The 24,263-nt window shown below is 71.2% G+C and carries 20 protein-coding genes and 1 pseudogene; 11 read left to right on the plus strand and 10 right to left on the minus strand.

What is annotated here, in order from left to right; translation table 11 throughout:
* Positions 1 to 50 precede the first annotated feature (50 nt).
* On the plus strand, positions 51 to 1,346 hold the full coding sequence (locus tag WQO_RS10905) for an FAD-binding oxidoreductase (protein ID WP_010062977.1): 1,296 nt from the start codon (positions 51 to 53) through the stop codon (positions 1,344 to 1,346).
* A gap of 17 nt (positions 1,347 to 1,363) precedes the next feature.
* On the opposite strand, the gene WQO_RS10910 is transcribed toward WQO_RS10905, so the two are convergent.
* Positions 1,364 to 1,957 carry a biotin transporter BioY gene (locus tag WQO_RS10910; protein ID WP_010062978.1) on the minus strand — a complete coding sequence of 198 codons (594 nt, stop codon included), beginning with the start codon at positions 1,955 to 1,957 and terminating at the stop codon, positions 1,364 to 1,366.
* 287 nt (positions 1,958 to 2,244) lie between these two features.
* Between WQO_RS10910 and WQO_RS10915 the strand changes: the two genes are divergently transcribed.
* The 3 genes from WQO_RS10915 (at position 2,245) to WQO_RS10925 (ending at position 6,646) form a co-directional block, all read left to right on the plus strand.
* Positions 2,245 to 3,717, plus strand: coding sequence for an amino acid permease (locus WQO_RS10915; RefSeq protein WP_058953947.1), 1,473 nt, complete (start codon positions 2,245 to 2,247; stop codon positions 3,715 to 3,717).
* Between the two features lie 121 nt (positions 3,718 to 3,838).
* Positions 3,839 to 5,314, plus strand: a complete 1,476-nt coding sequence (locus WQO_RS10920) for an amino acid permease (protein ID WP_029182538.1) — start codon at positions 3,839 to 3,841, stop codon at positions 5,312 to 5,314.
* Positions 5,315 to 5,575: 261 nt separating this feature from the next.
* Positions 5,576 to 6,646, plus strand: a complete 1,071-nt coding sequence (locus WQO_RS10925; RefSeq protein WP_010062981.1) for a glycerophosphodiester phosphodiesterase family protein — start codon at positions 5,576 to 5,578, stop codon at positions 6,644 to 6,646.
* 62 nt (positions 6,647 to 6,708) lie between these two features.
* Here WQO_RS10925 and WQO_RS10930 read toward each other — a convergent pair whose 3' ends face one another.
* Both WQO_RS10930 and tkt read right to left on the minus strand, forming a co-directional pair.
* Positions 6,709 to 7,395 (minus strand): Dps family protein, encoded by a 687-nt coding sequence (locus tag WQO_RS10930; RefSeq protein ID WP_010062982.1) that lies wholly within the window; start codon positions 7,393 to 7,395, stop codon positions 6,709 to 6,711.
* 73 nt (positions 7,396 to 7,468) lie between these two features.
* Positions 7,469 to 9,703 (minus strand): transketolase, encoded by a 2,235-nt coding sequence (gene tkt / locus WQO_RS10935; RefSeq protein WP_010062983.1) that lies wholly within the window; start codon positions 9,701 to 9,703, stop codon positions 7,469 to 7,471.
* 308 nt (positions 9,704 to 10,011) lie between these two features.
* On the opposite strand from tkt, the gene WQO_RS10940 reads away from it, so the two are divergent.
* The 3 genes from WQO_RS10940 (at position 10,012) to WQO_RS10950 (ending at position 11,914) form a co-directional block, all read left to right on the plus strand.
* Entirely contained in the window at positions 10,012 to 10,653 is a 642-nt protein-coding gene (locus tag WQO_RS10940; RefSeq protein WP_003969159.1) for a superoxide dismutase, read from the plus strand.
* 158 nt (positions 10,654 to 10,811) lie between these two features.
* On the plus strand, positions 10,812 to 11,156 hold the full coding sequence (locus WQO_RS10945; RefSeq protein ID WP_010062985.1) for a metalloregulator ArsR/SmtB family transcription factor: 345 nt from the start codon (positions 10,812 to 10,814) through the stop codon (positions 11,154 to 11,156).
* Positions 11,153 to 11,914 (plus strand): DUF2071 domain-containing protein, encoded by a 762-nt coding sequence (locus WQO_RS10950; RefSeq protein ID WP_010062986.1) that lies wholly within the window; start codon positions 11,153 to 11,155, stop codon positions 11,912 to 11,914. The genes WQO_RS10945 and WQO_RS10950 overlap by 4 nt, the downstream gene beginning before the upstream one ends.
* A gap of 4 nt (positions 11,915 to 11,918) precedes the next feature.
* On the opposite strand, the gene WQO_RS10955 is transcribed toward WQO_RS10950, so the two are convergent.
* Positions 11,919 to 12,638 carry a hypothetical protein gene (locus WQO_RS10955; protein WP_237274117.1) on the minus strand — a complete coding sequence of 240 codons (720 nt, stop codon included), beginning with the start codon at positions 12,636 to 12,638 and terminating at the stop codon, positions 11,919 to 11,921.
* A 166-nt stretch (positions 12,639 to 12,804) separates the two neighbouring features.
* On the opposite strand from WQO_RS10955, the gene WQO_RS10960 reads away from it, so the two are divergent.
* Positions 12,805 to 13,413 (plus strand): CatB-related O-acetyltransferase, encoded by a 609-nt coding sequence (locus WQO_RS10960; protein WP_063897875.1) that lies wholly within the window; start codon positions 12,805 to 12,807, stop codon positions 13,411 to 13,413.
* Between the two features lie 24 nt (positions 13,414 to 13,437).
* Here the strand turns inward: WQO_RS10960 and WQO_RS10965 are convergent.
* Positions 13,438 to 13,938 (minus strand): annotated as a pseudogene (locus tag WQO_RS10965) (DUF6624 domain-containing protein).
* Between the two features lie 286 nt (positions 13,939 to 14,224).
* The gene (locus WQO_RS10970) at positions 14,225 to 14,845 is read right to left on the minus strand and encodes a helix-turn-helix domain-containing protein (RefSeq protein ID WP_010062992.1); all 621 of its coding nucleotides are present in this window, start codon (positions 14,843 to 14,845) and stop codon (positions 14,225 to 14,227) included.
* 339 nt (positions 14,846 to 15,184) lie between these two features.
* On the opposite strand from WQO_RS10970, the gene WQO_RS10975 reads away from it, so the two are divergent.
* The gene (locus WQO_RS10975) at positions 15,185 to 16,636 is read left to right on the plus strand and encodes an NCS2 family permease (protein WP_010062993.1); all 1,452 of its coding nucleotides are present in this window, start codon (positions 15,185 to 15,187) and stop codon (positions 16,634 to 16,636) included.
* A gap of 35 nt (positions 16,637 to 16,671) precedes the next feature.
* Here the strand turns inward: WQO_RS10975 and WQO_RS10980 are convergent, their stop codons facing one another.
* The 4 genes from WQO_RS10980 to WQO_RS10995 form a co-directional block, all read right to left on the minus strand.
* Entirely contained in the window at positions 16,672 to 17,838 is a 1,167-nt protein-coding gene (locus WQO_RS10980) for an RNA-guided endonuclease InsQ/TnpB family protein (protein WP_010062994.1), read from the minus strand.
* 526 nt (positions 17,839 to 18,364) lie between these two features.
* Entirely contained in the window at positions 18,365 to 18,712 is a 348-nt protein-coding gene (locus WQO_RS10985) for a VOC family protein (protein WP_010062995.1), read from the minus strand.
* 61 nt (positions 18,713 to 18,773) lie between these two features.
* Positions 18,774 to 19,226: a GNAT family N-acetyltransferase gene (locus tag WQO_RS10990; RefSeq protein WP_010062996.1), complete on the minus strand. Its 453-nt coding sequence runs from the start codon at positions 19,224 to 19,226 to the stop codon at positions 18,774 to 18,776.
* A gap of 76 nt (positions 19,227 to 19,302) precedes the next feature.
* Positions 19,303 to 19,953, minus strand: a complete 651-nt coding sequence (locus WQO_RS10995; RefSeq protein WP_010062997.1) for a mycothiol-dependent nitroreductase Rv2466c family protein — start codon at positions 19,951 to 19,953, stop codon at positions 19,303 to 19,305.
* Between the two features lie 187 nt (positions 19,954 to 20,140).
* Here WQO_RS10995 and pepN point away from each other — a divergent pair, with 187 nt between their 5' ends.
* Both pepN and WQO_RS11005 read left to right on the plus strand, forming a co-directional pair.
* The gene (gene pepN, locus WQO_RS11000) at positions 20,141 to 22,732 is read left to right on the plus strand and encodes an aminopeptidase N (RefSeq protein WP_010062998.1); all 2,592 of its coding nucleotides are present in this window, start codon (positions 20,141 to 20,143) and stop codon (positions 22,730 to 22,732) included.
* A 223-nt stretch (positions 22,733 to 22,955) separates the two neighbouring features.
* Positions 22,956 to 24,032 carry a hypothetical protein gene (locus WQO_RS11005; RefSeq protein WP_010063000.1) on the plus strand — a complete coding sequence of 359 codons (1,077 nt, stop codon included), beginning with the start codon at positions 22,956 to 22,958 and terminating at the stop codon, positions 24,030 to 24,032.
* Positions 24,033 to 24,263: the final 231 nt, after the last annotated feature.

Below are 24,263 nucleotides of genomic sequence, written 5' to 3' on the forward strand. Positions count from 1 at the left end.
AGGCTTTTCTTCGAACCGCGCAGAACGCGAGCGAAGGAGAGCCTCCCCTCATGGTTTCCGCATCATCGGGCCTCATCACCCCCGCCACCTTCCAGACCGGTTTCCCGATCCGGCCCGACCGGCTGATCGAGGCCCGTACCCCCGAGGACGTACGGGAGGCCGTGGCGTACGCCGCCGGGCACGGGCTCCGGGTGACCGCGCACGCCACCGGGCACGGGCTGCCCGGGGCGGTCGAGGGCGGCGTGCTGGTGGTCACCCGCGGCCTGGACTCCGTCACCGTCGACCCGGTCGGCCGCACCGCCACGATCGGCGCGGGCGCGACCTGGGGCGCGGTGACCGCGGCGGCGGCCCCGCACGGTCTCGCCCCGCTCAACGGCTCGTCGCCCTCGGTGGGCGCGGTCTCGTACACGCTGGGCGGCGGACTGGGCATCCTCGCGCGGCAGTTCGGGTACGCCGCCGACCAGGTCCGGGCGCTGGAGGTGGTGACCGCCGACGGGGCCCTGCGCCGGGTCACGCCGGAGCGCGAGCCGGAGCTGTTCTGGGGGCTGCGCGGCGGCGGGCGCCGGCTGGGGGTGGTGACCTCGCTGGAGATCGGCCTGGTGGCGGTGGAGCGGCTGTACGGGGGTGCGATCGCCTTCGACGGGGAGCGGGCGGCCGAGGTGACGGCCCGCTATCTGGAGTGGACCCGGACCGTGCCGGAGACCCTGACGTCGTCACTGTGCGCACTGCCCTACCCGGACCTGCCGCAGGTGCCCGAGGAGGTGCGCGGGCGGTACGTCGTCTCGGTGCGGGTCGCGTTCACGGGGGACGCGGCCGAGGGCGGACGGCTGGTGGCCCCGCTGCGGGCGATCGGGCCGGTCCTGGAGGACTCGCTGCGGGAGATGCGGTACACAGAGAGCCCGGCGATCCACAACGACCCGCCGTTCCCGCACGCGTACTACGGGGAGGGGCTGATGCTCCGGGAGCTGGACGCGGCGCGGGCCGCGCGGGTGCTGGAGCTGACCGGGCCGGGGGCGCCGATGATGAACGTGGTGCAGCTCAATCATCTGGGTGGAGCCATGGCCGGGCAGTCGGAGCCGGAGAGCGCGGTGCCCTACCGGGACGCGGGTTTCCTGCTGCGGCTGCTGTCGCCGCTGGACGGTACGGACGTGCCCACGGTGCGCGCGCTGTACGGGGAGGTGTCCGGGGTCCTGGGGCCGCTCGTCCAGGGGCGCTCGGCCAACTTCTGCTTCGGCGGCGGGGACCGTACGACCGGTTTCCATGAGCCGGAAACGGCGAAGAGGCTCGCCGGTCTGGTCTCCCAGTACGATCCGGCGGGCCTCTTCGGGGGGCCTTACGAGGCCTGAGCCCTCAAGGGCGGGTGTCAGCCGCGGCGGCCGAGCAGCTTCCAGGTGGTCGGCAGGAGGCCCATGGCCAGCGCCGCCTTGAGGGCGTCACCGATCAGGAACGGGGTGAGCCCGGCCGCGACGGCGGCGCTCAGCGACATCCCGGTGGAGAGCGCCAGGTACGGCACGCCGATGGCGTAGATGATCGCGGAGCCGAGGACCATCGTGCCCGCGGTGCGCAGCACCGAGCGGTCGCCGCCGCGGCGGGCGAGGGCGCCGACGACGGTGGCGGCCAGGAGCATGCCGAAGACATAGCCGAGGGACGGCATGCTCCAGCCCGAGCTGGCTTCGGCGAACCACGGCATGCCGGCCATGCCGACGAGGGCGTACAGCGCGAGGGAGAGGAAGCCGCGGCGGGCGCCGAGCGCGGTGCCGATGAGGAGGGCCGCGAAGGTCTGGCCGGTGACCGGGACCGGGGAGCCGGGGACCGGGACGGCGATCTGGGCCGCTATGCCGGTCAGGGCCGCGCCGCCGAGGACGAGGGCCGCGTCCACGGCGTAGCGGTGCCGGGCTGCGGGCAGCAGGTCGGCGAGGACCGCTCCGGAGCGGACGGGGGCGGCAGCAGTGCTCATCGGGACTCCGCGGGTGAGGGCAGGTGGGCCGGGGTGGCCCCCGGCGGTCGGGGTGGGTCGGGCTCCCGCCGACGTTAGTCCACAGGTCAACGCTCGTTCACCATCAGCCGCCCACAAAGCGGTGGTTGATGGGTTGGTGGGATTCACACAAAGCCTGCGGCGCAATCACGTTCCCGCGTGACGCTCGTCACTGAGGTCGGGCGGGTGGGGGTCCGTTTTGGTGGGAGAGGGACCGCGGCCCCAGACTGTAGGTTCCCGATAAATCATCCGAGAGTGAACCGCACCCCATGCACGAGGCTCCCCCCACCCCCTCCCCCACCTCGCCGGCAGCCCCCGCCGAGCCGCTGTCGCACGGGCTCAAGCAGCGCCATCTGACGATGCTGGGGCTCGGCGGGGTGATCGGGGCGGGGCTGTTCGTGGGCTCGGGCGCCGGGATCGCGGTGGCGGGGCCCGCGATCGTCGTCTCGTATCTGATCGCGGGCGCGCTCGCGATGCTGGTGATGCGGATGCTGGGCGAGATGTCGGCCGCGATGCCCGCCTCCGGTTCGTTCTCCGTGCACGCGGAGCGGGCGCTCGGGCGGTGGGCCGGGTTCAGCGTCGGCTGGCTGTACTGGTTCCTGCTGGTGGTGGTCCTCGCCGTGGAGGCGACGGCGGCCGCGCAGATCGCCCACGGCTGGGTGCCGGGCGTCGAACCCTGGGCGTGGGTGCTGCTGTTCATGGTGGTGTTCACCGTGGCGAACCTGACGGCGGTGAAGAACTTCGGCGAGTTCGAGTTCTGGTTCGCCTCCTTGAAGGTCGGCGCGATCGTGGTCTTCCTGGTGCTCGGCGGGCTGGCGGTCTTCGGCCTGCTCCCGGACACCGACCCGGTCGGGATGACCAACCTGACCGGCCAGGGCGGCTTCCTGCCGAACGGCTGGAGCGGGGTCGTCTCCGGGGTGCTGACCGTGGTGTTCGCCTTCGGCGGGCTTGAGGTCGTCACCATCGCCGCCGCCGAGACGGACGACCCGGCGCGGGCCGTGGGGCGGGCGGTGCGCAGCGCGGTGGTGCGGATCCTCTTCTTCTACGTCGGCTCGATGCTGGTGATCGTGACCGTGCTGCCGTGGACCGCGCAGCAGGCCGGGCTGAGCCCGTACGTGAAGGTGCTGGACGCGATCGGGGTGCCGTCGGCCGGGCAGATCATGAACATCGTGGTGTTCGTGGCGCTGCTCTCCGCGCTCAACGCCAATCTGTACGGCTCCTCCCGCATGATCTTCTCGCTGGCGGAGCGCGGGGAGGCGCCGCGCGGGCTGCTGAGGGTCTCGGGCGGCGCCGAGAAGGGCAGTGGTGCCGAGGGCTCCTCCGGTCAGCCCGGTGGGGTGCCGAGGCGGGCGGTGCTGGCGTCGGTGGCCTTCGGTTTCGTCTCCGTCCTGCTCAATCTGCTGTGGCCCGACACGGTGTTCCTCTACATGCTCAACTCGGTCGGCGCGGTCCTGCTGTTCGTCTGGGCGCTGATCGCCGCGTCCCAACTGCGGTTGCGCGCCCGCCTGGAACAGGAGGCTCCCGACGCGCTCGTGCTGCGGATGTGGTGGTTCCCGTATCTGACGTGGGTGACGCTGGCCGGGCTGCTGGGCGTGCTGTTGCTGATGCTGACCGATGACGCGGCCCGGCCGCAGGTGCTGTGGTCGGCGGGGGCGACGGCGCTGGTGCTGCTGGTGGCGGTGGGGCGTGAGTGGCGGGAACGCCGGGCCCGTCGGGACCCCTCGGCGTTGACCGATCGGTAGGCGCGTGTGCACCTTGTGTGAGCCTGGTGACCGTATAGCGGACAGTCATTCCGTGTGAGCGGTACGGATGCCCAGACTGTGGGTTCGTCCCCCTGTCTCAGCTAACGAACAGAGCTCGTCCATGCCTCGGACCTCCGCGTCTCCCCCCACCGCAGACTCCGCGGCCCCCGCAGGGCCCTCGGCGGACTCCGCGCTCACCCACGGCCTCAAGCAGCGCCACCTCTCGATGATCGCCCTCGGCGGGGTGATCGGCGCCGGACTCTTCGTCGGCTCGGGCGCCGGGATCGCCGCCGCCGGACCCTCGATCATCATCGCGTACGCCATATCCGGGCTGCTCGTCATGATGGTGATGCGCATGCTCGGCGAGATGTCGGCCGCCAACCCGGCGTCCGGCTCCTTCTCCGTGCACGCCGAGCGGGCGATCGGCCCGTGGGCCGGGTTCACCGCGGGCTGGTCCTTCTGGTTCCTGCTCTGCGTCGCCGTGGGCCTGGAGGGCATCGGCGCCGCGCAGATCGTCAGCGGCTGGCTGCCGGGGACCCCGGAGTGGGCCTGGGTCGCCCTGTTCATGGTGATCTTCCTCGGGACGAACCTGGCCGCCGTGAAGAACTTCGGCGAGTTCGAGTTCTGGTTCGCCGCGCTCAAGGTCATCGCGATCACGCTGTTCCTGGTGCTCGGCCTGCTGGCGATCTTCGGCGTGCTGCCCGACACGGACGCGCCCGGCCTCACCAACCTCACGGGTGACGGCGGTTTCCTGCCGAAGGGCATGGACGGCTTCATCATCGGACTCCTCGCCTCCGTCTTCGCGTACGGCGGTCTGGAGACCGTCACCATCGCGGCGGCCGAGTCCGAGAACCCGGTGCAGGGCGTCGCGAAGGCGGTCCGTACGGCGATGTGGCGCATCGCCGTCTTCTACATCGGCTCGATGGCGGTCATCGTCACGCTGGTCCCCTGGGACGACCCGAAGGTCGCCGAGGTCGGTCCGTTCTACGCGATGCTCGACCACCTGGGCGTCGGGAGCGCGGCGCAGATCATGAACGTGGTCATCCTCATCGCGCTGCTCTCCGCGATGAACGCCAACATCTACGGCGCGTCGCGGATGGCCCGTTCGCTGGTCGCCCGCGGCCAGGGCCCGTCCGTGCTCGGCAAGATCTCCTCCGGGGTTCCGCGCAACGCGGTGATGTTCTCCTCGGTCTTCGGGTTCCTGTGCGTGCTGCTCAGCTACTGGCGCCCCGACGACGTCTTCCCCTGGCTGCTGAACATGATCGGCGCGGTGATCCTGGTGGTGTGGATCTTCATCGCGGCCTCGCAGCTGATCCTGCGTCGGCGCACCGAGCGGGAGGCACCTCAGACGCTCGTCGTGCGGATGTGGTTCTTCCCCGTCGGGACGATCGTCGCGCTGGCGGCCATGGTGGGCATCTTCCTGCTGATGCTGCGCCAGCCGGACACCCGTGACCAGCTGCTGGCCACGGGGGCGCTGACGGTGGTACTGATCGGCCTCGGCCTGCTGCGGCAGCGGCGGCGGGGCGACGAGGGAGCCGACGACGGCACGGGGGCCGGCACCGGCACCGCGGCGGAGATCCCGGCGCAGCGGAAGTAGTTCGCGCCCAGCGGTACGGCTGTGGTTTCCTGCCCAGCTGTACGGCTGCGGTTCCCGCACGGCCTCTACGAACGCCGGGCTCCTCCTCGTACCATCGGGGCGGAGCCCGGCGTTTCGGCGTTTCGGCCTCTCGCGCTCCGGTGCCGGACCCCGGCGCGGCGCGCATCCGTGGCCGACAGGACATCGCAGGGCCGGGCGCCGTACCCCGGGCCGTCACGCGTGCTCGCTTCCGTGATGGCTCACCCCATCCGAGGAGCCGTCATGTCCGTTGCCCCCAGGCGCCGTTCGATCCTCCTGGCCACCGCAGCCGTCACCGCCGCGGCCGCCGCCCCGGCCGTCGCCGCCCCCGCCGGGGACCGTCACCCCCACCGCCCGTCGGGCCCCCTGGTCATCGGGCATCGCGGGGCGGCGGGCTGGCGGCCCGAGCACACCGCCGACGCGTACACCTATGCCGTACGGGCCGGGGCCGACTGGATCGAGCCGGACCTCGTGCCGACGAAGGACCATGTCCTGGTCGTGCGGCACGAGAACGAGATCGGCGGGACGACGGATGTCGCGGGGCGCCCGGAGTTCGCGGACCGCCGCACCACGAAGACGGTCGACGGCAAGGCGGTGACCGGCTGGTTCACCGAGGACTTCACGCTGCGCGAGCTGCGGACGCTGCGCACGGTGGAGCGGCTGCCGCTGGTCCGGAACCGCAACACGGTCTTCGACGGGCGGGGCCGGGTGCTGACGTTCCAGGAGGTCGTGGACCTGGCCCGGCGGCTGTCGCGGGAGTCGGGCCGGCGGATCGCGGTGTTCCCGGAGACGAAGCACCCGACGTACTTCCGCTCGATCGGGCTGCCGCTGGAGGAGGAACTGATCCGGGTGATCCGCCGCAACCGGCTGACCGCCCGGGACTGTGTCGTCCAGTCCTTCGAGCCCGGCAGCCTGCGCCGGGTGGCCGCCGCCCGCCTCGGCCTCCCGTTGTGGCAGGCGCTGGGCACGAGCGGCGGCCCGTACGGGCACGGGATCACCTACCGGGACATGATGACCCCGGCCGGGCTCCGCGAGATCGCCTCGTACGCCGACTGGATCGGCCCGGACAAGTCCTCGCTGGTCCCGCCGAACACCCTGCTGGCGGACGCCCACGCGGCGGGCCTGAAGGTCGGCGCGTACACCTTCCGGGCGGAGAACCAGTACCTCCCGGCGGCCTACCGCCGGGGCACCGACCCGGACGCCTTCGGCGACGCGTTCGCCGAGTACGCCTTCCACTACGGGCAGGGCGTGGACGCGGTGGTGACGGACTTCCCGGACATCGCGGTCCAGGCCAGGGAGGACCTGCGGGGGTAGCGGGCGGCCGACGACGGCGCTCGGGCGAAGCGTCCGGGCCGACCGCCCCTCCGTGGCAGGTGTCAGCGGGTGGTGCGCCGGCTCGCCGTCGTCTTCTTCACCGCCTTCTTGGCGGTCTTCTTCGCCGCGGTCTTCTTCGCCGGGGCGGGCAGCGCCGTCTTCGTGGCTGGGGTGCGCTTGGCGGCGGCCCGCTTCGGGGACGCGGCTTCGGCCGCCGCCTCCTCGGTGTCGGCTCCGGCGTTCGACAGGGCGCCGGAGCTGGACTCCAGGTGGGCCCGGACGAACCACTGGAACTGCTCCAGTCCGCGCAGGTGCTCGATGAGCAGGTCCTCCGTGACGGGGTCGATCGCGCCGGCCTTCTCGACCGCGGCGCGGTGGTCCTCGATGATCCCGGTGTAGACGAGGTCCAGGGCGCCGAGGTGGGCGATGGCGTCGGCGCGGCCGACGCTGTAGTCGTCCCAGGTGCGCTCCCTGACCAGGGCGCCCGGAGTGCCGTTCGGCTCGCCGCCGAGGGCGGAGATGCGCTCGGCGGCGGCGTCCGCCATGTCCCGTACGGCGGCGGTCTGCGGGTCGAGCATCTCGTGGACGGCGATGAAGTGCGGCCCGACCACGTTCCAGTGGATGTGCTTGAGGGTGAGCGCGAGGTCGTTGAGCGCGTGCAGGCGCAGCGTCAGGAGGTCGATGACCTGGCGGCCCTCGTCGACGCCGAGGCCGGGGACGGTGTAACGGGGGGTGCGTGCGGGGGACATGGGGCTCCTGTTCCTGTGTACGTCGATCGATCGGGATGGCTTTTTCGGTGCGCGGTCCGGGCAGGGCCGGGGCCTAACCGGCGTCCCCGGTGCCGCCTTCGGTCGGGGTCGCGCCGGGCCGCTCCCCGCCGGGCCGAACGGGTCCGGCGGCAGCGCGGATGCTGTCCCGCGCGGCCTCGGCGACCGCGCCGGCCGTGATGCCGAACTCCTCGTACAGGCGCTGGTAGGCGGCGGACGCGCCGAAGTGCTCCAGGCTGACCATGCGGCCCGCGTCGCCCACCACGTCCCGCCAGCCCTGGGCGACGGCCGCCTCGACGCTCACCCGGGCCCGGACCCCGGGCGGGAGCACCTCGTCCTGGTACGCGTACGACTGGTCGGCGAACCACTCACGGCAGGGCATCGAGACCACCCGTGCGTCGACTCCGTCGGTGGCCAGCAACTCCCGTGCCTCCAGGGCGATGTGGACCTCGGATCCGGTGCCGACGAGGATCACGTCCGGGGTGTCGCCCCGGCTGTCGGCGAGGACGTAACCGCCCCGGGCGGCCCCCTCTGCGGAGGCGTACGCGCCGTCGCCCCCGCCCCGCTCCAGGACCGGCAGCGGCTGGCGGGTCAGGGCGAGACCGGCGGGCCGGTCGTGGTGCTCCAGGACGGTGCGCCAGCAGACGGAGGTCTCGTTCGCGTCGGCGGGCCGTACGACGTCGAGGCCGGGGATCGCGCGGAGTGCGGCCAGTTGCTCGACGGGCTGGTGGGTGGGGCCGTCCTCGCCGAGGCCGATGGAGTCGTGGGTCCAGACGTAGGTGACCGGCAGCTTCATCAGGGCGGCGAGCCGGACGGCGGGGCGCATGTAGTCGCTGAAGATCAGGAACGTACCGCCGTAGGGGCGGGTGAGGCTCTGGAGCGCGATGCCGTTGAGGGTCGCGCCCATGGCGTGCTCGCGGATGCCGAAGTGGAGCGTGCGGCCGTACGGGTTGCCGGGGAACTCGCCGGTCTGCTTGGACTCCGGCACGAAGGACGGCTCGCCCTCCATGGTGGTGTTGTTGCTCCCCGCGAGGTCGGCCGAACCGCCCCACAGTTCGGGCAGCACGGGGGCCAGCGCGGTGAGCACATCGCCCGAGGCCTTGCGGGTGGCGATGCCCTTGGGGTCGGCGTCGAAGACGGGCAGGCTGTCGGTCCAGCCCTCGGGCAGTTTCTGTTCCCGCAGCCGGTCGAGGAGTGCGGCGCGCTCGGGGTGGGCGGCGCGCCACACCTGGTAGCGGGGCTCCCAGGCGCGGTGGGCCGAGGCCCCGCGCTCGACGACCGCGCGGGCGTGCTCCAGTACGTCGTCCTCGACGGTGAAGTCGGCGTCCGGGTCGAAGCCGAGCAGCTTCTTCGTCGCGGCGACCTCGTCGTCGCCGAGCGCGGAACCGTGGGCCTTGCCGGTGTTCTGCTTGGTGGGCGCGGGCCAGCCGATGATCGTGCGCAGCAGGATCAGGGAGGGCCGGCCGCTCTCGCTCTTCGCGGCCTCGACGGCGGCGAGCAGGGCGTCGACGTCCTCGACGTAGTCGCCGGTCCGGGTGAAGTCGACCGTCTGGACGTGCCAGCCGTACGCGGCGTACCGGGCGGTGACGTCCTCACTGAAGGAGATGTCGGTGTCGTCCTCGATGGAGATGTGGTTGGAGTCGTAGAAGACGACCAGATTGCCGAGCTCCTGGTGTCCGGCGAGCGAACTGGCCTCGGCCGTCACGCCTTCCATCAGGTCGCCGTCGGAGGCGACGACGTACACATGGTGGTCGAAGGGGCTGGTCCCGGCGGGCGCGTCGGGGTCGAGGAGCCCGCGCTCCCGGCGGCCCGCCATGGCCATGCCGACGGCGGAGGCCAGCCCCTGGCCGAGCGGTCCGGTGGTGATCTCGACGCCCCGGGTGTGGCGGTACTCGGGGTGGCCGGGGGTGATGGACCCCCAGGTGCGCAGCGCCTTGAGGTCGTCCAGCTCCATCCCGTACCCGCTCAGGTAGAGCTGGATGTAGAGGGTGAGGCTGGAGTGGCCGCAGGAGAGCACGAAGCGGTCGCGCCCGATCCACTGGTCGTCGGCCGGGTCGTGCCGCATGACCTGCTGGAACAGCAGGTACGCCAGCGGGGCCAGGCTCATCGCGGTGCCCGGGTGGCCGTGGCCCGCCTTCTGCACGGCGTCGGCGGCCAGTGCCCGCACGGTGTCGACGGCGCGGACGTCGAGCGGCCCCCAGCCCGCCGCCTCGGCCAGGGGCGGGGCCAGTCGCGGATCGCGGCCGCGGTCCGGGCCGTCCGTCGCTTCGGGGGCGTTGGGGGGTGCCATCGAGTCCTCCTGGTCAGCGGGGTGGGCGGGCTGCGGGCGGCGCGCACGCGGTCCCGGCACCGGCCGCCCGGCTGCTGGGCCGGGTCCCCCGGAACGACGGGATCAAACGCGCGACGGCGTACGCAGCACTGAAGTAGGAGCAAATCACCTTTGCGCGACAAAACGGCGAAGGGCAGGGGCGCTGGTCCTAGGCCGAAGGGCTGATCACTTCGCGGACCGTCCTGCTGTTAGCCTGCTCCTAGATTGCTCCTGCATATAGGTTGCAATAACAACTGGACGGCATTCCCAGCAGTCGGAGGGTTCGAACCATGGCCACGTACACGCTCCCGGAACTCCCGTACGACTACGCGGCGCTCGAACCGGTCATCAACCCGCAGATCATCGAGCTGCACCACGACAAGCACCACGCCGCGTACGTCAAGGGTGCGAACGACACCCTGGAGCAGCTGGAAGAGGCCCGCGACAAGGAGGCCTGGGGAGCGATCAACGGCCTCCAGAAGAACCTCGCGTTCCACCTCTCCGGCCACATCCTGCACTCGATCTACTGGCACAACATGACCGGCGACGGCGGCGGCGAGCCCCTCGCGGCGGACGGCGTGGGCGACCTCGCGGACGCGATCACCGAGTCCTTCGGCTCCTACGCGGGCTTCAAGTCCCAGCTGACGAAGGCCGCGGCCACCACCCAGGGCTCAGGCTGGGGCGTCCTCGCGTACGAGCCCGTCAGCGGCAAGCTGATCGTCGAGCAGGTCTACGACCACCAGGGCAACGTCGGCCAGGGCTCGGTCCCGATCCTGGTCTTCGACGCCTGGGAGCACGCCTTCTACCTGCAGTACAAGAACCAGAAGGTGGACTTCATCGAGGCAATGTGGCAGGTCGTCAACTGGCAGGACGTGGCGAAGCGTTACGCGGCGGCCAAGGAGCGCGTGAACGTGCTGCTGCTCGCCCCCTGAGTGACGCCGGCCCGCCGGAATCGTCCTGCCTCGTGATCGTCTTCTCAACCTTCACTTCGGCAGGCGGATGAAAGAAGAGCCCCCGCGAGGACGTGACTCGCGGGGGCTCTTCCATGGCCACTACTTAGCTGTTTAGCTCATGTGCTAAACATGCACACATGGAATCACCCGCCGTTCCGTCCGATGACGAGGCGAGCGCCTTCCGCGCGCTCGCCGATCCCACCCGCCGCCAGATCCTGGAGGACCTGCGGGGCGGCGAGCTGGCCGCCGGGGAGATCGCGAGCCGGTTCTCGATCAGCGCCCCGTCCATCTCGCGCCACCTGGGCGTACTGAAGGGGGCGGGGCTCGTCACGGAGCGCCGGGACGCCAACCGCATCCTCTATTCGCTCGCCGAGGAGCGGCTCGCCCTGTGCGTGGGCCGCTTCCTCAGCACGGTCTGCCCCGAGCAGATCGTGCTCCGCAACACCAAGTGGCGCTCAGCGCCGGAAGGCGACGCCTCATGATCAGACCCCGGCTGTCCAGCGTCATCGAACGCCGCCTCCTGGTGAACTACCGGGTGGACCCGCACGTCGCGGCGGCCCTGCTGCCCGCGCCGCTGCGCCCCCAGTTGGTGCGCGGCCAGGCGGTGGCCGGGATCTGCCTGCTCCGGGTCGGCGGCGTCCGCCCCGCCTGGGCCCCGGCCGCGACCGGGCTGACCAGCGAGAACGCGGCGCACCGGATCTCCGTCGAGTGGGAAGGACCGGACGGCGTCCAGCAGGGCGTCTACATCCCGCGCCGCGACACCGCCTCCCGCCTCAACGCCTTCGCGGGCGGCCGGATCTACCCGGGCGAGCACGGCCGCGCGGACTTCACGGTGCGGGAGGACCCCGACGCCGTACGGGTGGCCTTCGCGACCCGGGACGGCGAGGTGGAGGTGGACGCCACGGTGGAGCCGGCCGGGGAACTGCACGGCAGCGGCCTGTTCACGGACCTGGCGGAGGCGTCGGAGTTCTTCCGCCGGGGCAGCCTGGGCCTCTCCCCCAACGCGGGCGGCACACACCTGGACGTCCTCGAACTCTCCACGGACGCCTGGAAGGTGACGGCGGGCCGCCCGCGCCACGTACGCTCCTCGTTCTTCGAGGACCTGGACCGCTTCCCGCCGGGCAGCGCGGTGCTGGACAGCGCGCTGGTGATGCGGGGCGTGGCGGCGGACTGGTCGCAGGGGGAGCCGTTCCGGGTGGGGGAGCCTTTCTCGCTGGGGTGCGGGGCGGGGGCCGCGTAGGGGGTTACCGGTCGGCGGATCCGGAGCCACACCGTCCGGGGAACAGGACGGCGGGCGGGGCGACTTCGTCCAGCCGTGCGCCGTCGATGCGCAGGCACGCCTCGTCGGGACTCCGGTCGCTGAGCGGGTAGTGCGGCGCGACCTGCACGGCGAGCGGGGTGACGTGTCCGGCGCGGTGAAGCTCCGCCGGCTGCGTACCGCCCGGGAAGCAGCCTGCGAGAGCCCCGAACGCCACGACTCCGTCCCCCTCGACGACGGCTTCCTGGACGTCGAACCGCCAGTGGTGCGCGGCATCGGCGAGGAGCCACCTGCCCTCGGCCCCGGACGCGGCGAGCAGACCGGCGTGGTGTCGGAGGTGGTCGGCGAGGGCGCAGCAGAGCGGGACGGCTTCGGCGTACGAGGTCGCGACCCGGGTGTGCCGGTCGCGGATGGCGAACGCCAGGGCGTCGTCGAGGAGCCCGAGGGCGGTCGCCCCGGCGTCCGGATGGCCGTCCCGCACGATGGCGAGCAGGATCGGCGCGGCGGTCACGGCGGCGGGAAACACGGCCCCGCTGTGATCGTGCACGAGCCCGCCGCCCGCCAGGAGCGAGCCGGCGCCGGCGGCCTGAACGAGCCCCTTCGCGGTGGCGAGGGCGCGCAGGCCGGTGGCGACGCGGTCGGACTCGTACAGGTCGCGGGGGCCCGGCAGGTCGCCCCAGTTCACCGCGTCGATCGCCTCCAGCACCACCGCATCGTCCCATCCCGCCCGGGCGGGAAACGCGTCGCGCGGCACCGGCCCCGAATGCCACGATGATCCACGTCTCCGTCTGCCCACCCTCACCCCGTCCCGGAGCGACCCCGTGTCATCTGCCCCCACCCCTTTCCCCGCGGACCCCACCGTCCTGCACCCGATGCCCGGCCAGCCGCGCGTGGTGCAGCTGAAGCCGCTGGTCACCTCGGAGCTGATCGAGGTGGGCGACTACGCGTACTACGACGACCCCGAGCACGCCACGGAGTTCGAGACCCGGAACGTGCTGTACCACTACGGCCCGGAGCGCCTGGTGATCGGCAAGTTCTGCGCGCTGGCCACGGGGGTGCGGTTCATCATGAACGGCTCCAACCACCGCATGGACGGCCCGTCCACGTTCCCCTTCCCCACGCTCGGCGGCTCCTGGACCGACCACTTCGACCTGCTGACGGGCCTCCCCGACCGGGGTGACACGGTGATCGGCAACGACGTCTGGATCGGCTACGAGGCGGTGATCATGCCGGGCGTCCGGATCGGCCACGGCGCGATCGTCAGCGCCCGGTCCGTGGTCGTCTCGGACGTCCCGGACTTCGGCATCGTCGGCGGCAACCCGGCCCGCCTGATCCGTACCCGGTACGAGGAGGCGGACATCGCGCGCCTGCTGGCGGTGGCCTGGTGGGACTGGCCGGCGGAGCACCTCACGCGCCATATCCGTACGGTGATGTCGGGCACGGTCGCGGAGCTGGAGGCGGCGGCGCCGGGGGGTGCGTAGGGCGGGCCTGCGGGGCGGTCACGCCTACGAGAACCGGGCGACGTACTCGCCGAAGGGCTCGATGCCGACTGTCGCCCGGAGTTCATCCACGCGCTCGGGCTCCTCGCAGGGCCACGGAACCGGTGCACCGTCCTTCACCCCGGCGATCTGCGTGCCGTAGATCTGCTCACGGCCCTCATTGACACCTGTGCGGTCGTGCAGGAAGGCCAGTTCGCGTGGGCCGGCCGCGCCCGCCGACACCGCCTGCTGCATCAGCTGAAGGGCGCGACGCTGAATGTCGAGCTGCCGGTCGGCGTGCTGAGCGACCAGCCATGCCGCACGTGCGGCTTCTTAGCCGACCAGTTCCGCCGTCGGCCAGCCGTACTCCGCCATGATCTCGCCGAGCCGGTCACCGTGCCGGGCGGTCAGCCGCCGCCAGGCCAACTGCTCGGCGGGATCGTCGCTGTTCGCGTGGACTGCGGTCCGGTGATCGGCCGCGGCCATGTCGGTGAGTTCCACCGCCAGTGCGGCAACGTCGTGCGTCACTCTCAACTCCCCGATCAGGTCGGCACTTTGCGTTCTGCCGGCAACCCTAGAGGCGCAAAGGGGGCGTAAAGATCATTCCGGAGAACGGTGACAGGCGCCCCGCCGCACGGAGATAATGGATCTACCGCTGGGTCCGGAGCCGTTGCGTCGCCCTTTCCCTGCGCCCGGCACTCCTCCACGACCTGGTCACCCGTACCGTCAGCTCGTGCGCGCACTTCGACCGCCACCTCGGCCCGCATTCCTGGGCCGTGACCGACCCTCTTGACGGGCTCCGCCGCGGCAACGGTCAGGACGCCCCCGGCACCCGGCTCCAGAAGTGGTCGACGATGTTCTCGATGTAGCGGCGGCCGTCCTCGCCGGATGCCGTGGTGCCGCCCGCCCGGCTCAGGGTGGCCGTCATCAGGGCCTGGTAGTCCTGCTGCATGGCCTGCAAGGGGGCCTTCAGGTCGCGGCGGTCCATGGACACCAGCTTGGCGATGGCGCGGATGTGGGCCTGCCAGCGGGTGGAGACCGCCTCCGTGAGCAGGCGGGCCAACTCCTCCTCCAGCCTCGTGATCGCGATGAAGTCGCGGGGAGGCAGGCGGAGGACCTCGCCGAGCTTGGCCGACTGTCGTTTGTCGCCGGTCCAGTGACCGGCCTCCTCCATGTACAGGTACGCGTCGAGGGTCAGGCCCGTGGCGCGGGCGACGTCCTCGGCCGAGACGCCACGCGCGATGCGGTGTTCCAGCAAGGTGCCCGGGTGGCCCATCAGTTCACTCGGCTGGCACCACAGCGCGCCTGCCAACGCCGTCAGTTCGCCCGCGTCCGGGACGTGGGTGCCGCGCTCCCAGGCGATCACGTGCTCGGGGGTGATGTGCGTTGTACCGAAGGACGCGCGCATGCCGTAGGCGACATGACCGGGGGCCATCCCGAGCTTCTCGCGCAAGGCGCGCGCTGCCCGCGCGTTGAAGGGGAGTGGTGGGTGCACACACGGAGAGTAGGGGAGTTGTCACTGTCACTTCCATGCCCTCTGTCGGCTGCCTGCCGGTTTGGCGGCAAAGGTCGCCGTCGATTCCGTAGGAACGCACAGGAGCGAAAGAGCATCAACTGCACGCTCTACGCGGGTAGTTGCGATCGCCTGAGCGCCGCGTATGATCCGCTCGCAAGGTGCCGTATGTGCGTTCGCACAGTGCCTGTCACTCGCTGCGGGGAGCGTCGGCGCCCACCCCGTCCCCCTCATTCATCCGCATGCCCAGGAGACTCCGTCATGCACGACAGCCCGACCAGCCCACCGCCGCCTGACGCGAAGCCCGCAGGATCGGAGGGCGCCGTCGACCGGTTCTTCCGCATCACCGAGCGCGGCTCGTCCTACATACGGGAGATACGCGGCGGATTCGCCACGTTCTTCACGATGGCATACATCCTCGTGCTCAACCCGATCATCCTCGGCGGGGCCGAGGACAAGTTCGGTGAGACGCTGGACAGCGTGCAGTTGGTCACCGCCACCGCTCTGGTCGCCGCGGTGATGACGCTGATCATGGGTGTGGGCGGCAACCTGCCGCTGGCCCTGGCGGCGGGGCTTGGCATCAACGCCGTCGTGGCCTTCCAGATCGCGCCCCTGATGAGCTGGGAAGACGCGATGGGCCTCATCGTGCTTGAGGGCTTGCTGATCTGTGTTCTGGTGATGACCGGGTTGCGCGAGGCGATCATGCACGCCATCCCGCAACCCTTGAAGCAGGCGATCAGCGTCGGCATCGGTCTGTTCATCGCCTTCATCGGCTTCGTGGACGCCGGGTTCGTCACCCGTATCCCCGATGCCGCGAACTCCACCGTCCCCGTCCAGCTCGGCACCGGCACGCTCACCGGCTGGCCGATGCTCGTCTTCTGCCTCGGCGTGCTCCTGACGATCGTCCTGGTCGCGCGGAAGGTGAAGGGCGCGATCCTCATCAGCATCGTTCTGATGACCGTCGTCGCCATCGTCATCAACGAGATCGCCGACATCAAGGCCTGGGGTCTGACGTCGCCCTCGATCCCCGGCAACCCCGTCGCCGCACCCGACTTCGGGCTGCTGGGGCAGTTCGACCTGTTCGGGTCGTTCGGTCAGGTCAGCGTGCTGACGGTCGTCCTGCTCATCTTCACCCTGATCCTCTCCGACTTCTTCGACACGATGGGCACCGTCGTGGGTGTCACGGCGGAGGCCGGTCTTCTCGACGAGCGAGGCCAGGTGCCCGGTCTCGGCCGCGTCCTGCTCATCGACGGTGCTGCCGCCGTCGCCGGTGGCGCCGCGTCCTCGTCGTCGGCCACCACCTACATCGAGTCCGCGGCGGGTGTCGGGGAAGGGGCCCGCACCGGCTTCGCCAACCTGGTCACCGGTGGGCTGTTCGCGCTCGCGCTGTTCCTCACGCCCGTGCTGACCATCGTGCCGATGCAGGCGGCGGCGCCGGCCCTCGTCGTGGTCGGGTTCCTGATGATGACCCAGGTCAAGCACATCGACTGGGACCGCTACGACGTCGCCATCCCGGCCTTCCTCACCATCGTCGTCATGCCGTTCACCTACTCCATCACCAACGGCATCGGCGCCGGCTTCGTCGCCTACGTGGTCATCAAGGCGTGCCTGGGCAAGGCGCGGGAGGTCCACTGGCTGCTGTGGGGCACGGCGGCGCTCTTCCTCGTGTACTTCCTCATCGATCCGCTGGAGCAGGTGCTGGGAATCAATTGACCATGCTCGCCCCCCATGTCTGAGGGCGATTCCCCTTAGCTCGTGTGAGCGGGCTTCGGGGTTTCACGCATCCGCCTCCGGCCGGTGGCCGGGACTCGCGTCCTCGGGACGCTGCGCGTGCTGTTGGTGACCGTGCCACCGGTCCGGCGGGCACGGGACTCGATCTCCACCGAGGCGTTGTGGTCGGCGTCGTCCGCGTGTCCGCAGTGGACACAGGCGAACAGCCGTCCGCATCCCTTGCGGGATTCGGGGTCGACCCGGCCACAGGCAGCGCAGGTCTGAGAGGTGTGGAACGGCGGTACGACCCGCAGTTCCGAGCCGTACAGGCGGGCTTTGCAGGCGAGCTGGCGCCGCCGTTCGCCGGGGGTGTTGTCCAGGATCGACCGGTTGAGCCCGGCCTTGGCCCTGACGTTCTTGCCGGGGTTCTCGCCGGTGCCTTTGGCGGAAGCCGTCATGTTCTTCACGCGAAGGTCCTCGATACCGATCCAGCCGTGGTTTTTGGCGAGGTCGGTGGTGAGTTTGTGCGTGAAGTCCCGACGGCGATTGGCCTGCCTGGCCCTGAGCTTGCCGATGTCCGCGATCGTCCTGCACAGGCGGCGGCCGTACTTCCCTCCGTTGTGTTTCTTGGCGTACGTGACCTGGCGGGCTTTCCTCTGTTCCAGGTGCTTGAGCCGCTTCTTCTCGCTGTCCGTCAGCGACGGCGGCATGAGGCGCGGGGTGGACTCGGTGGAAACGTACGCAGATGCACAGACGCCGAAGTCCACGCCGCAGCCGGGCTTGCCGTTCGGGGCGGCGGGCCTGGCCCCGGTGTGGACACCGAAGGAGATGTGCCAGCCGTTGCCGTCCCGCGAGACGGTGACGTTGCGGATCGTCCCCCCGATGGCACGGGACAACCGGAACCGGAGCCGTCCCGGCTTCGGAATACGCACCTCGGCCCACTTGCGGTTGAGCTTGCGAACCTCGACGGCCTGACCGGGGAACGGAATGGACAGGCGATGGCCGCGCTTCTTGCGCGCCGGGAACCTCGCCGGATGGTCCGGGTTCCAGAAATTGTCATAAGCGGCGTCGAGACGGCGAAGGATCTGCTGCCCCGCCTGCGCGGGCAAGTCTCCCAGCCAATCCAGCTCGGCGCGGGCCGCAGTGAGGTGCTGGCACTGCTCAACGGCCCGCAGCGTGTACCCCCGCTGCTCCCACAGATACACCCGCTGCTCCAGGGCGACGTTCCACAGAGCACGCCCGGTATGCCCCGGGTCAGGACCGACTCCTGCTCCCCGGTGGGGTACGCACGGTACCTGCGCCCCGCATCCGCCTTCACGCTGATCAACGTACTCACAGTACATAACAACTGCCCGTGGCATAGGCCACGTTCACCCCCATGAGAGCAGCAGGGGACACTCGTTCGAATGAACACCGGCACTCGACTCCCGCAGGCTCCGCTAGGAGTTCGTCCCGTCTCACTGAACCTTGATCGATCTCACCGCAGTTTGAGCGATCCGTCTGCTCGGCGCTTCGCCGGACTTCCGAGGCGTTCAAGGTTCAGTGAGACGGGACAGAGTTCCCCGACCCCGGCCAGCACTACTACCGGGCCGACGAACCCCGATCCGGCTCCCACTTCGCCGGGTCAGCGAGCGGGGCACCGCTGAACATCGTGGATCCCGGAGCCGGTAGCCCCGGGGCCGCAGAGCTTCCGGATCGCAGAGTTCCGGAGGTGTAGGGCCTCGGCGGCGGTCAGTGGCTGCCCGCGTCCGCCAGGCAGAACTCGTTGCCCTCCGGGTCCTTCAGGACCGTCCAGGTCATCCCCTGCATCGACTGCTCGCCGACGACGGTCGCGCCCAGCTTCTCCAGGCGCTCAACGTCGGCCAAGCGGTCGGGCGAGGCGAAGTCGATGTGCACCCGGTTCTTGCCGGGCTTGGACTCGGGCACCCGCTGGAAGCCGAGGACCAGCGGGGTGGCCGCGAGGACGACGAACGCGTCGTAGTCCTGGGTGTCCTCGACGCCGAGCGCCTCGGCCCACCAGGCGGCCAGCGTCTGGGGGTCGGCGCAGTCGATCGTGATCATCTCCGGTGAGATACGCATGCTGCTCACCGTACGGCGCACCACTGACAACGCCCCGCGGCACGGGGGCTCGTGGGGCCGTTCAGGCCAGAGCGATCTCCAGCAGCGGCAGCTCGCGGCCCGGGATGGAGCCGGACGGCGTGGCGCCGATCCGGACCGCGCCCATGGCACGGTAGAACGGCTCCGCGTTCGGGTCGGCGTCAATGGTGAGGCGGGTGAAGGCTAGGCGGCGCGCCTCGTCCATGGTGTGGGTGAACAGGCGCCGCCCAACGCCCCTGCCGATGGTGTCCGGCTCGACGAACATCATGCCGATCGCGCCTTCCGGCGGCTCGCCGTCCAGCGTGGTGAAGCCCAGGATCCGGCCGTCCCCCTCGGCGACCGCCGTCCGCCGCGCCGCCACCTCCGCGGGCCGCATCGTCAGCTCCTCGCGGCAGGCGGCCAGGAACTCCGCGTCGTACTCCCAGTGCCCCTTCGACCGCAGGGCCAGGTCGGTCAGTACGGCGGCCTCGGCCGCCTCGCCCGCGCGTATCCGCATGGAGGCATTCTCCCCCCACACGGATACCCGCGCTCGCGGATTTCCTGCCCGCACCAGTCGAGGATCGGGCGCTGCGTCAGTCGAAGACCGGCCCCTGCGTCCGAGTCCGCTTGATCTCGTAGAAGCCGGGGATCGACGCGACCAGCAGCGTGCCGTCCCAGAGCTTCGCCGCCTCCTCGCCCTTGGGGGCGGGGGTGACGACCGGGCCGAAGAAGGCGACCTGCTCGCCGTCCGCGCCGGGGACCGCGATGACCGGGGTGCCGACCTCCTGGCCGACCTTGTCGATGCCCTCCTGGTGGGAGGCCCGCAGCTCGGTGTCGTACGTGTCCTTGTCGGCGTACTCCGCGAGGTCCTCGGGCAGGCCGACGTCCTTCAGGGCCGCGGCCACGGCCTCGCGGGTGGGGCCTTCGCCGTTGTTGTGGAAGCGGGTGCCGAGCGCGGTGTAGAGGGGGCCGACGACGTCGTCGCCGTGGAGCTGCTGGGCGGCGATGACGACCCGGACCGGGCCCCAGGCCTGGTTCTCCAGCATGTCCCGGTACTCCTCGGGCAGCTCGTCCAGCTTGTCCTCGTTGAGGACGGCGAGGCTCATCACGTGCCAGCGGACCTCGACGTCGCGGACCTTCTCCACCTCCAGCATCCAGCGCGAGGTCATCCACGCCCAGGGGCAGAGCGGGTCGAACCAGAAGTCGACCGGGGTCTTGCCGTTCGCCGGGGTGTTCTCGGACATGTCTCTCCTCTGAAAGGCGCGTCAAGGGCGTGTTCCGCAGCAGGCGTGCCGCGCGGAGGGCGTGTTCGCCTTCGAACGAGAACGTCTCGCCGGGACGACCCATTCCCTGCCTGCCGCCGCGCGAGGACGCATGCAAGGATCAATAGGTTCGAACACGACACAAGACGCGCGTCACGAAGGAGTGCCCGTGCCCGGTGAAAACCTGTCCCGCGACGAGGCCCAGAAGAGGGCCGAGCTGCTGACCGTCGACGGATACGAGGTCGCCCTCGACCTGCGGTCCGCCGTCGGGGAGCCCGAGGGGGCCGGCGGGGACGGCGGTCCGCTGACGTTCCGGTCGCTCACCACGATCCGGTTCCGCTCGGCCCGGGCCGGCGCCTCGACCTTCGCCGACCTGGTCGCGCCGGGTGTGGACGCCGTGACGCTGAACGGGAAGGCCCTGGACCCGGCGGTCGTGTTCGACGGCGTCCGGGTGGCCCTGGACGGGCTCCTGGAGGGCGAGAACGTCCTCGTGGTCGACGCCCGCTGCGCGTACAGCCGGACCGGCGAGGGCATGCACCGCTTCGTCGACCCGGAGGACGGCGAGGTCTACCTCTACACGCAGTACGAGCCGGCCGACGCCCGCCGCGTCTTCGCCAACTTCGAACAGCCCGACCTCAAGGCCCCCTACCGCTTCCGGGTCACCGCCCCCGCCGGCTGGCGGGTCTGGTCCAACGGGGCCGAGGAGTCCCATGAGGACGGGGTGTGGACCTTCGCCGAGACGAAGCCGATCTCCACCTACATCACGGCCGTCGTCGCCGGTCCGTACCACTACGTGAGCGACCACTACAGCCGTACCTTCGACGACGGCACGACGCTGGACATCCCGCTCGGCGCGATGTGCCGCAAGGGGCTCGCCAAGCACTTCGACGCGGACGACGTCTTCCTGATCACCAAGCAGGGCCTGGACTTCTTCCACGACCACTTCGACTACCCGTACCCCTTCGGCAAGTACGACCAGGCGTTCGTGCCCGAGTACAACCTCGGGGCCATGGAGAACCCGGGGATGGTCACCTTCCGCGAGGAGTACATCTACCGCGGCAAGGTCACCTCTGCGGCCTACGAGCGGCGGGCCAACGTCATCCTGCACGAGATGGCGCACATGTGGTTCGGTGACCTGGTCACCATGGAGTGGTGGGACGACCTGTGGCTGAAGGAGTCCTTCGCGGACTTCATGGGCTCCTTCTCGATGGTCGAGGCGACCCGCTTCACCAACGGCTGGATCACCTTCGCCAACAACCGCAAGGCCTGGGCCTACCGCGCCGACCAGCTGCCCTCCACGCACCCCATCACGGCCGACATCCGTGACCTGGAGGACGCCAAGCTGAACTTCGACGGGATCACGTACGCCAAGGGCGCCTCCGTGCTCAAGCAGCTCGTGGCGTACGTGGGGCGGGACGCGTTCCTGGAGGGCGCGCGGCGCTACTTCAAGAGCCACGCGTACGGCAACACCCGCCTCGGGGACCTGCTGTCCGTGCTCGCCGAGACCTCCGGGCGGGACATGACCGCCTGGTCGCGCTCCTGGCTCCAGACGGCGGGCGTCAACACGCTCACCCCGGTGCCCGCGTACGACGCGGCGGGCGTCCTCACCGAGCTGGCCGTCGTCCAGGAGGCCGCCGCCTCGCACCCCGAGCTGCGCCCGCACCGCGTCGCGGTCGGCCTGTACCGGCGTACGCCCGAGGGCGGGCTGACGCGGTACGCGCGCGCCGAGGTGGACGTGGCCGGCGAGCGGACCGTGGTGGAGGCGCTGGCCGGCTCCGAGCGGCCCGATCTGATCCTGGTCAACGACGACGACCTCACGTACTGCAAGGTCCGCTTCGACGAGGGCTCGCTGGCCACGCTCCGCGAGCACCTGGGCGAGATCAGCGACCCGCTGGCCCGAGCCCTGTGCTGGTCGGCGCTGTGGGGCCTGACCCGGGACGCCGTTCTCCCGGCCCGTGACTTCGTCGCGCTGGTGCTGGCGCACGCCGGGCGCGAGAGCGACATCGGCGTGGTCCAGATGCTGCACGCCTGGGCGCAGTCCGCGCTGGTCAACTACGCGGCTCCCGACTGGCGCGAGGAGGGCGGCCGGGCGCTGGCCGAGGGCGCGCTGCGCGAGCTGCGGGCCGCCGAGCCGGGCAGCCAGCACCAGCTGGCCTGGGCCCGCTTCTTCGCGGCGGTCGCCTCGTCCGAGGAGGACTTCCAGCTGCTGGGCGGGCTGCTGGACGGCACGGGCCGGATCGACGGTCTCGACGTCGAGCAGGAGCTGCGCTGGGCCTTCCTCTCCCCGCTGGCCTCGCACGGGGCGGCGAACGAGGCGGCGATCGACGCCGAACTGGCCCGCGACGACACGGCGTCCGGCAAGCGTCACCACGTACGGTGCCTGGCCTCGCGGCCGTCGGAGGCGGTGAAGGCGCAGGCGTGGGCGGCGGTCGTGGAGTCGGACAAGCTGTCCAACGCGCTGGTCGAGGCGACCATCGCGGGCTTCGAGCAGTCCTCGCAGCGGGAGCTGCTGGCCCCGTACGCCAAGCGCTACTTCGAGGTGATCGAGCGCATCTGGGCGGAGCGGTCCATCCAGATCGGCATGCATGTCGTGCGGGGGATGTTCCCCGGTCTCCAGGACAGCCCCGCGACCCTCGCGGCGACCGACGCCTGGCTCGCCGAGCACGAGGACGCGGCCCCGGCGCTGCGGCGGCTGGTGCTGGAGTCCCGGGACGATCTCGCGCGGGCGCTGCGCGGGCAGGAGTGCGACCGGGCGGCCTGAGTTACGGGCGCGTGCGGGAGTGAGAGAGGGGCGCTCGGGTACGGCGTGCGCGCGGCGTAAAAGCGGCGCTCGTACATCCGCCCGGGACGCCCCTCCCCGATTCCCGGCGCGACGGCCCTTTTCGGTTGTCGAACGTCCGTGCTTTAGGACGGCGTTGTCCGGGAATGTCGACGGGCGTGTAACAGGGGTTAGGACCCCCTCCGCGGGCGGGAAACCCCGGGACATGACCCAGAACACCCCGCTCTCCGCCCGTCTCCCGCGTCTCCCCCTTCACCCCGGTGATGTGACGCAGCGTGTCCTGTCCGCCGCCCAGTTGAGGGCGCGGGGCGTGTCCGCCGCGCAGACGTCGGCCCAGTGCCTGCCGGGCGGCCCCTGGCAGCCCCTGCTGCCGGGGGTCTATCTGCTGCACCCGGGCCCGCCCACCGGGCAGGAGCGGTTGCACGGGGCGCTGCTGTACGCGGGGCGGCCGCCGGTCTCCGCGCGGCGCGGCGCGGCGGGCCCGTCGGACGCGGGGTACGGCGATGCGATGGTCACCGGGGTCGCCGCGCTCGCGCTGCACGGCTTCGCCTCGGTCGGGGAACTGGGCGCGCTGCACCGGATCGACGTGCTGGTCCCCCGCACCCGGCGGCTGCGGTCCACCCGGTTCGTGGAGGTGCTGCGGACCGCCTCGATGCCGGTCCCGGTGCGGGTGGGCGAGGTGCCCGTCGCCCCGGTGGAGCGGGCGCTCGCGGACGCGGTGGCGGCGACCTCCGACGCGGCGGACGTCCGGCGGCTGCTGATCGAGGCCGTTCGGGACGGGCACTGTGAACCGGCTACCGTGGTACGCGAGTTGAGCGAGGCGAAGCTGCTGGGGCGGCCCGCCGTGGTGGGTGCGGTGGACGCCCTGCTGGCCGAGGGGCGGGCGGTGGCGGAGGCGCGGCTGTACGCGATGGTGCGCGAGTACGGGCTGCCGGAGCCGGTGTGGAACGTGGAGCTGCGACTGCCGGGCGGGCCGGGCCTCGGCGGGGTGGACGCCTACTGGCCCGACCACGCGGTGGCGGTGGAGCTGGACTCCCGGGCGCCCCGGCACGCCGTGCACGGCGTGTCCGGCCGGAGGGGCGGCCGGTTCCAGGAGGACCCGCAGTGGGCCGCGTGCGCCGCGAAGCGGGAGCACCTGGAGCGGCTCGGGATCACGGTCGTCCACCTCACGCCGAGGAAGCTGCGCGAGGCGCTGGACCAGCAGGCGACGGTGGTGCGGACGGCGCTGATGGCGGCGACGGACCGGGAGCCGGCCGCGTACGTGATGGTGCTGCCGCGGTGAGCGGCCCCTGAGCCGGTCCGGATCACCGGCACCGCTGGTCCGGACCACGGTCGGGCTGGTCCGGACCACCCGCCCGGCCACGCGGGTCATCAGGCGCCACCGGCGTACCGTTTGGCCTCATTCCTCCCTCGTGGCATATCGCGCCCCGTGGCGGATCTATGCCATGTCCCTGACTCGTCTCCGTCAACTCTCCACAAACCCCTGTCATTTACGACAGGCTGAGCGGTCATC

It is taken from the genome of Streptomyces globisporus C-1027, from assembly GCF_000261345.2.
Classification (GTDB): domain Bacteria; phylum Actinomycetota; class Actinomycetes; order Streptomycetales; family Streptomycetaceae; genus Streptomyces; species Streptomyces pakalii.

Coding starts and splice junctions, on each gene's coding strand:
- WQO_RS10905 (WP_010062977.1), top strand. CDS start 51: ATGGTTTCCGCATCATCGGGCCTCATCACCCCCGCCACCTTCCAGACC.
- WQO_RS10990 (WP_010062996.1), bottom strand. CDS start 19,226: ATGCGGATACGCGCGGGCGAGGCGGCCGAGGCCGCCGTACTGACCGAC.
- WQO_RS10995 (WP_010062997.1), bottom strand. CDS start 19,953: ATGTCCGAGAACACCCCGGCGAACGGCAAGACCCCGGTCGACTTCTGG.
- WQO_RS10910 (WP_010062978.1), bottom strand. CDS start 1,957: ATGAGCACTGCTGCCGCCCCCGTCCGCTCCGGAGCGGTCCTCGCCGAC.
- WQO_RS10920 (WP_029182538.1), top strand. CDS start 3,839: ATGCCTCGGACCTCCGCGTCTCCCCCCACCGCAGACTCCGCGGCCCCC.
- WQO_RS11005 (WP_010063000.1), top strand. CDS start 22,956: ATGACCCAGAACACCCCGCTCTCCGCCCGTCTCCCGCGTCTCCCCCTT.
- WQO_RS10930 (WP_010062982.1), bottom strand. CDS start 7,395: ATGTCCCCCGCACGCACCCCCCGTTACACCGTCCCCGGCCTCGGCGTC.
- WQO_RS10975 (WP_010062993.1), top strand. CDS start 15,185: ATGCACGACAGCCCGACCAGCCCACCGCCGCCTGACGCGAAGCCCGCA.
- WQO_RS10960 (WP_063897875.1), top strand. CDS start 12,805: ATGCCCGGCCAGCCGCGCGTGGTGCAGCTGAAGCCGCTGGTCACCTCG.
- WQO_RS10940 (WP_003969159.1), top strand. CDS start 10,012: ATGGCCACGTACACGCTCCCGGAACTCCCGTACGACTACGCGGCGCTC.
- WQO_RS10950 (WP_010062986.1), top strand. CDS start 11,153: ATGATCAGACCCCGGCTGTCCAGCGTCATCGAACGCCGCCTCCTGGTG.
- WQO_RS10915 (WP_058953947.1), top strand. CDS start 2,245: ATGCACGAGGCTCCCCCCACCCCCTCCCCCACCTCGCCGGCAGCCCCC.
- WQO_RS10970 (WP_010062992.1), bottom strand. CDS start 14,845: ATGGCCCCCGGTCATGTCGCCTACGGCATGCGCGCGTCCTTCGGTACA.
- WQO_RS10925 (WP_010062981.1), top strand. CDS start 5,576: ATGTCCGTTGCCCCCAGGCGCCGTTCGATCCTCCTGGCCACCGCAGCC.
- tkt (WP_010062983.1), bottom strand. CDS start 9,703: ATGGCACCCCCCAACGCCCCCGAAGCGACGGACGGCCCGGACCGCGGC.
- WQO_RS10985 (WP_010062995.1), bottom strand. CDS start 18,712: ATGCGTATCTCACCGGAGATGATCACGATCGACTGCGCCGACCCCCAG.
- WQO_RS10945 (WP_010062985.1), top strand. CDS start 10,812: ATGGAATCACCCGCCGTTCCGTCCGATGACGAGGCGAGCGCCTTCCGC.